The following is a 6,815-nucleotide window of genomic DNA, read 5'->3' on the forward strand; positions in this document are numbered from 1 at the left end:
AATCACCCGCACACAGGGCTGAAAATGCGCTCGCCTCGCGAGTTCATTGCAGCTCAAACCGCAACCGCCTGAGTGTCCGGTGAAACGGGGGCAAGACCATGTGCCCGCTGATCAATCCAAATCCGTCCGGTAGCAGAGCTGAACTAAGTTCCCCGAAGTTTCGTCATCCAATCCATGATAGTGTTTCCTGGTCATCGCAATAAGAGACAGCGTCCTCTTGGATTCCTCTACAGCCACCTGCATTTTTGCGGCGCTCGCCGCTGGCCAAAATGCGGCAAGCATGGCCTGTCCCAGGGCGAGATCGAGGAGGTCTTTGCCCGGATGCCGGCGGTCTTGGCCGATCCGTTTTCCGAGGAGGCGCGGGTACGTGCCATCGGGACAACGGCAGCCGGCGCCATGTCTTCGTGGTGTTCCAGCTCCGCGAGATCGATGGTTAGACAAAGCTGCGGCCCATCAGCGCCCGCTATATGCATCAGAAGAAGATCGCGCATTATGAACGCCCATCCTAAGCCCCTGCCGCCGCTGACCAGCGATGCCGGGGCGGAAGCCTTTGCCAAGACGGCGGATCTGTCCGAGTATGATCTGTCGGGCTTTACCCCCATGCGCTTCGAGATCGAGCCAAAGGCCACCTCGTTGAACATGCGCCTGCCCGCGGCCCTCCTGGACGCGGTGAAGGCCAAGGCCAGGGCCAGCGGCATCCCCTATACCCGCTATGTGCGGATGCTGTTGGAGACGGACGTGGCCCCGCCCAAGTGAGGCGCAGAACCACCCGCGGACCCGTGGCTTGAAGGCACGCCAGACGCAGCGGCTTCTTGCGTCGACATCTTTCCGGTCCTAGCGCAGACCGGCCCTGAAGCGGTGGCCATAGCAGATCACCACGATGATGATCCCGGTCGAGATGCTGAACTGGTAGAAATACACGACCTCGATCCACATCAGCAGGAACAGCCGCACCATGAACAGGGCGAAGAAAATTGAGGCTGCCGAGGGTCGCCGGATCGCCCAGCCCAGGCAGGACCAGGTCGCGCCGAGGAAGACAAAGGTCTGCACGGCGGTGGCCAGGATGCCAATCTCGACTGCGTTTGAGATCATGGTGTTGTGAAAGTTGAATCCCATGCGGGTCGTAATGCCAAAATCAGCCCAAAGCTGTTCAGCCATGGGTTGGCCATGAACCCAGAAGGCCTGAAAGCCGACCCCTAGGAGCGGCCTTTCGGATATCTGAGCGAAGGCCACCGCCCAGAGGTCCGTGCGGCCGGTCAGGGTTATGTCCTTGCCGGTCAGGTCCAGAAACAGGCGCGCCAGCTCATCCGAAACCGCCATCAGCAGCACAGCACCCGCCGCGATCAGGGTTGTCGACAGCGCGATCGCGACCAAGCGCATAGCCGGCGTCATACGCTGCAGTACCACAATGACGCCGAAAACCCCGATGACGGCCAGGGTGCTGACCAATGCGCCGCTGGACTGGCCCATGACCAGCAGCATCGCCCCCAGGATCAACGCAGCCAGCGCGGGCAGACGCCACCGCGCCGACAGCCTTCGGTCGACCAGGACCGCCAGGGCCGCGATGACCAGCAGCGAGCTGGCATCCGCCAGGGCGTTCTTGCTGGCATGAATGCCCAGAAATCCCATCCCGTCCCCCCGGGCCCGCCCTGACAGCAGGCTGGCCAGGCCCGAAAGCGCGCTGGTCAGGAACACGATCTTCACGAAGGTCATCGGTGCCAGCCGATAGCCGATGGCGACGGCGATCATCACGGTCAGGAACAGCTGGATACCGTGTCTCAGCGTCAGCGACGTGTAGTCGGACCAGGCAAAGGACATCACGCACCACAGCGCCACCAGGACGATCAGCCATTCGCGGCGCAGCGCCGCCAAGACCTCTCCGGGGCGGAAGGCGACCAGGGCCATGCCGGCCATCAGGAACAGCAGCGCGCCCTTGGACCCCAGAGGGGTGACGAAGGTCAGCGCAAAGATCGCCATGAAGCCTATGATGGCGTTGGGGGAATAGCTCAGGGTGCGGTGCCGCATCCGCCGCCGCGGGCGGCGCTGAAACCGGGGGGCCGCCAAGACGCCCTGGTCCATCAGCGATCCTCGCAGGTGATGGATTGCGGGAAGAGGCAAGAGGCCTGCAGCGGCGTGAAGGCGACCCAATCGATCTCGTATCCCAGGGGGCCGTCGCGCGGGCCCTGTCGGCCCATCCAGTCGGTCAGGGTCGTCGTGCTCCAGAAGGACATGTAGAGTTTCTGGGCATGATCCGGCAGGGGACTGTCCGGGGCCGTCCGATGGACCTTGTGCCCGTCCAGGAACCAGGTGATGCCGTCAGGCGCCCACCGGAACACGACGGTGCGGAAGCCGTCGTCGAAGGGGGCCGCAGAGGGCACCGTGCCGCCGCCATGGGGTTGGCCCGCGACATAGGTGTTCATCGTCATCACGCCGGGATCGCGGGTCAGGATCTCGATGTCGATCTCGTCATGGGGGGCGCCGTGGACCGGACCGACATAGGTAAAGACCGAGGCGTTCAGCCCCGACGCGCGCGGCGTGCGGATGCGCGCCTCGAAGGTACCGTGCTGCAGGAAGGCGTTGGTCTGGACCTCTCCGCACAGGGCGGGGCGCGCATCCTGTGCGGGAATGTGGAACAGTGTCAGCAGGCCGTCCCGCACCTGGACCGCCCTGCCGGACCATTCGCAGTCCTGCCAGTCGCCATTGGTCCAGCCGTCCGAGACGTACCAGCGGTCGCGGTCCAGCCCGCCGCTGAAATCCTCGAAGAAGCCCTGCGCGTCGGGATGGGGAGGCCTGTCAGGGCCGATGATGCCCCCCGTATCCTGGGCGGACAGCGGTGCTGCCGCCAGAAAAAGGACCGGGACGAGGGCAAGAAGATGACGCATATGCACGAAGGCCCCCTTGGTCACGCGGTTGCCGCGCCGGCCCCATAGGCTTATGGAAGCCGCAGGGACAGGGGTCAAGAGAAAGGCCGTTCACATGTCGGGCAGTCCGTCGGGGCGCATGACGGCCCCCCCCGTGGTTTCGGTGATCATGGCGAATTATCGCGGCGCGGCGCATCTGGCCCGTGCCATGGCCTCGGTACTGGCGCAGACCGAGCGTCGGCTTGAGCTGATCCTGGCCGACGATGCCTCGGATGATGACAGCGTGGCCATTGCCCGCCGGTTTGCGGAGCAGGACCCCCGTGTGCGGGTCATCGCCTCGACGCGAAATGCCGGGCCCGCTGCCACCCGCAATCTTGCGCTGGACATGGCGGAGGGCACATGGATCGCTGTCGTGGACAGCGACGATCTGATCCACCCCGAACGGCTGGCCCGCCTGATTGGTGCCGCCGAAAATGCGGGGGTCGACATGGTGGCCGATGACCTGGTCTATTTCGGCGATGTTCCCGAGCCTGTGGGCCGGACATTGCTGCAGCCCATGGCGCTGGCCGCCCCCATGGTGCTGGGCCCGGCACCCTATCTGCGCAGCAATGACGGCGGATCTGCCCTGCCGCGCTTTGGTTATCTCAAGCCGGTGATCAGGCGCGCCGTCCTGGCGGAACTGCGCTATGATCCGGATCTGAGGATCGGCGAGGATCATGACCTGGTCCTGCGCCTGATGATCAATGGGGCGCGCCTGCTGCTGGTCCCCGATCCGCTTTATGCCTATCGGCGGCACGGGGCCTCGATCTCGCACCGGTTGTCGGTCGAGACGGTCGAGGCGATGCTGCAGGCGCTGCACGCCCTGCCCCCGCTGCCCGACCCCGAGACGCGGGCGGCCGCCGTCGCGGTCGACCGCCAGCTGCGCCGCGCCCTGCGCTATGAGCGGCTGGTCGCGGATATCAAGGCGCGTCGCTGGCAGAGCGCCCTGCCCCGCCTGGTCGATCCTGTCATGATCCTGTATCTGGCCGACAGCCTGCGCGACCGCCGTCGTCGTCGCCGCGCGGCGGCCGATGCCGGTCCCTACCAATCTGCAGATTTTTCGGATCTGCGGGCCCCGCTGCCCGTGATGCCGGGACCGGGCCGGCCTTGGGAGAAGCCCCCCGCCGAGGCGGCGGCGCTGATCGCGGCCGGGGCGGCCCGTGGTCACGCCCTGCCCGGCGATGCGCCCCCCTGGGCCGTTTGGCTGGCCCGGGCGGTGGGGGGTGACCGCTCAGCGCATTGAGGGTTTTCCGGCCCGCCGTTCCAGCATTGCCCTGACCTGATTGGACAGGGCGGCGCGGACCGCCTCCAGGGCCAGGACGTGGGGACGACCCCGTGCCAGCATCCATAGCAGCTCGCGCCGTCGCGGCGCCTCGGCCTCGCGTTGCCAAGGCTGGAAAACCAGGTCGCGCAGAAGATCCGGGTCCATCGGCAGGCCACGGGGCGCAGCCGGTATTCCCGGCGCGGCGCATTCTTCGCTGGTCGGCCCGTCCTTGTCCTGCCCATCCCTGCCCTGCCCGTCGCAGGCCCGTGCTAGGGCCAGGCCCAGGGCCAGGGTCCGTTCCTGCCCGCTTCGCACGGCGATCCGGTCAAGCCGGGCGCGTTCGGGCGCATCAAGGCGGGCCAGCCAATGTGTCAGCTCGACGGCCGCCCATCCGCATGGCTCATGCGCCAGAAGCGCCTTGGCCAAGGTCACCGTCATCAGCAGGCAGCCATCGGCCGACGACAGGACCGGAATCTGCACGTCGGCATGAGACAGCGACCCGGCACGATCGAGGACCCTCTCGGCGTCTTGCCAGGCGGGCAGCCCGGCCTGCTGCAGGCGATGATGCAGGTCGATCACGGCACCATCGGCGTCGCGGCGAAAGTGCTGCTCTCCCAGAAAGGGGACCCACCACAAGGCGCTATCCTGTTCCAAGGGCAGGAACCCCAGATTCCGCAGGACGGCCCCGGCCCGCCGGCGGTCACGCGGCGCGACATAAAGATCGATGTCCCCCGAAGGCCTGAAGAACGGGTTATCATGCACGGCAAGCTGCTGGAACGGGCCCTTGAGGACCACGTGACGCAATCCCGCCTGGCGCAGTCCGGTCACGGCTTCTGCGGTGACGGCCATCGCATGGCGGTTCATGGCGGCCGTGTGCAGGCGGACCTGAAGAAGCTTTGGGGCCAGCCCCGCGCAGCCGGAAGGCAGCTGGGCGGGGCTCATGGGCAGCCAGCCCAGCATCTTGTTCAACCGGGCGATGTCGAAAAGGCGTTGGGGATCGGGCGGCCGCCCTGTGCTGCAGCCCTCCGGCCGCGATGGCGCGGCCCCGGTCCGGGCAGCAGCGGCGGCCAGCACGTCAATCTCGGGGCGGGAATCCCCCCGGACGCTTGCGATCATGTCTGCGCTGAATACCATCCGTCTTGCCTTGCTTGGGCGCGGCGGGACCCTCTTTCCGGTCTCCGCCACAATCCTGTTTCATCGTCTTCCGCTGCCGGCGGCAGGATCGGCATCCCTCAGGGACGACCGCGCTTTTCGTACCAGGTCCGGCAGAAACGCACGAAATGGCGCGACGGATGCTTGGGCTCGATTTCCTCTGCGGCGCACCAGCGGCGCCATTCGGTCTCCAGGTTGCGCACGTCCCAGCCCGGCGCCGCGGCGCGGGCCTCTTCATGGGCCTCGGCGTCCAGAAATGCCTCGAAGATCTCGGCCATGGGCGCGGGGGCGGTGCCACGGTTGCGGAAGACCACCTTACTCTCGTCGGCGGAAAAACGCAGCGAATAGTCAGGCATATGCGAATGGGCGATGTCCTGTCGGATCACGTTGCCCACGAGGCGGCGGAACTCAAAGGTGGTCGAGGACGAGCCACATTTCTTCTGCAGCAGATCCAGGCCGATCGACCATTCGCGCTGATTGCCGCAATGCTTGCGCGCCAGCTCGTAGAGGCGGCGTTCCAGGGGCCTGCGGAGGCGGAAATAGTCCCGGCTGATCGTCAGCACCTCATGGGCGCGGATCGCGTTGAAGACCCAATCCGACAGCTTGACCTCGATCTCCTGCATGCGGCCCTCGCGCGTCTGGCGGACGATGCGGGCGCTCTCGATCAGGCCGAAGGTCTCGAAGACCTCCTTGCCGCCGGTCGTGATGTTGGTCGATATCCGGGTCCCCGCCAGCCGCTCCATTGCGGCCTTGAGCAAGTCATAACCCCGGCCCGTGGTCATGCGGTTGGTGGCCCGAAGTAGGTCGGAGGCTTGGAAGCGGACCATCTGGCTGACATCGCGGCCTTCGTTCATGGCGCGGATCAACTGACTGATGCAAAAGATCAGGATGTCACGGTCATGGACGGTGGCGATCCCATCGCTGGAGGGCTTGATGTCGATGGACAGGCCGTTGTGTTCATCGCGACGGGGCCTGAGGTCGGGCTTGGTCGAAAGCGAGAAGATCGGATGCTCCATCGATCCCACATCAGCTTTGGGCGCGGCATTGATGATGTCGCAGACAAAGAAGTCTCTCTGCGGATGGCGATCTGGAAGTAGGGGACTGTTCATCGGATCTCGGACCTTAAACGACATTTCACCCATAACGACACTTCACCCATGCGGCAAGAGAAACGACACTTCACCCATAACCGACCGAGAAACGACACTTCACCCATAACGAATCACCACTTCACCCATAGAGAAACGACACTTCACCCATAAGATGATTCCATAAAATATTGTTTTTAATTAATAAAAATGGCATCTTAAGCTGCTTAACACGTATTTAACACCATCTAACACTGAGGATTGTGGATAACTCATTCCAAGGTTCTCAAGAAAATTGACATAAGGGACATAGCGGTGGGTTCAACCGGTCAGCGCAACGGCTCTCTCGAACGTAGCAGCCGGGGTCTCGAAGCCAAGCGTTTTCCGTGGCCTGGTGTTGAGCCGCAGAGC

Annotated in this window: 6 protein-coding genes; 2 read left to right on the top strand and 4 right to left on the bottom strand. The window is 64.8% G+C overall.

What is annotated here, in order from left to right:
* Positions 1–492 precede the first annotated feature (492 nt).
* Complete coding sequence (locus tag ABS73_RS16570) at positions 493–756, top strand: BrnA antitoxin family protein (RefSeq protein WP_277023208.1); 264 nt, start codon at positions 493–495, stop codon at positions 754–756.
* Between the two features lie 78 nt (positions 757–834).
* Here ABS73_RS16570 and ABS73_RS16575 read toward each other — a convergent pair whose 3' ends face one another.
* Positions 835–2,079 carry an O-antigen ligase family protein gene (locus tag ABS73_RS16575; protein ID WP_277023209.1) on the bottom strand — a complete coding sequence of 415 codons (1,245 nt, stop codon included), beginning with the start codon at positions 2,077–2,079 and terminating at the stop codon, positions 835–837.
* A complete protein-coding gene (locus tag ABS73_RS16580) occupies positions 2,079–2,882 on the bottom strand; it encodes a family 16 glycosylhydrolase (RefSeq protein ID WP_277023211.1) in 804 nt (267 codons plus the stop codon). Before ABS73_RS16580 ends, ABS73_RS16575 begins: the two co-directional genes overlap by 1 nt.
* A gap of 118 nt (positions 2,883–3,000) precedes the next feature.
* On the opposite strand from ABS73_RS16580, the gene ABS73_RS16585 reads away from it, so the two are divergent.
* The gene (locus tag ABS73_RS16585; protein WP_277023213.1) at positions 3,001–4,143 is read left to right on the top strand and encodes a glycosyltransferase family 2 protein; all 1,143 of its coding nucleotides are present in this window, start codon (positions 3,001–3,003) and stop codon (positions 4,141–4,143) included.
* Here the strand turns inward: ABS73_RS16585 and ABS73_RS16590 are convergent.
* Together ABS73_RS16590 and ABS73_RS16595 are read right to left on the bottom strand one after the other, a co-directional pair.
* Complete coding sequence (locus tag ABS73_RS16590; protein ID WP_338118606.1) at positions 4,132–5,298, bottom strand: nucleotidyltransferase family protein; 1,167 nt, start codon at positions 5,296–5,298, stop codon at positions 4,132–4,134. The genes ABS73_RS16585 and ABS73_RS16590 overlap by 12 nt on opposite strands.
* 98 nt (positions 5,299–5,396) lie before the next feature.
* The gene (locus ABS73_RS16595; protein WP_277023216.1) at positions 5,397–6,425 is read right to left on the bottom strand and encodes a replication initiator protein A; all 1,029 of its coding nucleotides are present in this window, start codon (positions 6,423–6,425) and stop codon (positions 5,397–5,399) included.
* Between the last annotated feature and the right edge of the window lie 390 nt (positions 6,426–6,815).

The organism is Paracoccus sp. SCN 68-21, from assembly GCF_001724535.1.
In the GTDB taxonomy this organism is placed as follows: Bacteria; Pseudomonadota; Alphaproteobacteria; order Rhodobacterales; family Rhodobacteraceae; genus Paracoccus; species Paracoccus hibiscisoli.

Coding starts and splice junctions, on each gene's coding strand:
- ABS73_RS16590 (WP_338118606.1), bottom strand. CDS start 5,298: ATGGTATTCAGCGCAGACATGATCGCAAGCGTCCGGGGGGATTCCCGC.
- ABS73_RS16595 (WP_277023216.1), bottom strand. CDS start 6,425: ATGAACAGTCCCCTACTTCCAGATCGCCATCCGCAGAGAGACTTCTTT.
- ABS73_RS16575 (WP_277023209.1), bottom strand. CDS start 2,079: ATGGACCAGGGCGTCTTGGCGGCCCCCCGGTTTCAGCGCCGCCCGCGG.
- ABS73_RS16570 (WP_277023208.1), top strand. CDS start 493: ATGAACGCCCATCCTAAGCCCCTGCCGCCGCTGACCAGCGATGCCGGG.
- ABS73_RS16580 (WP_277023211.1), bottom strand. CDS start 2,882: ATGCGTCATCTTCTTGCCCTCGTCCCGGTCCTTTTTCTGGCGGCAGCA.
- ABS73_RS16585 (WP_277023213.1), top strand. CDS start 3,001: ATGACGGCCCCCCCCGTGGTTTCGGTGATCATGGCGAATTATCGCGGC.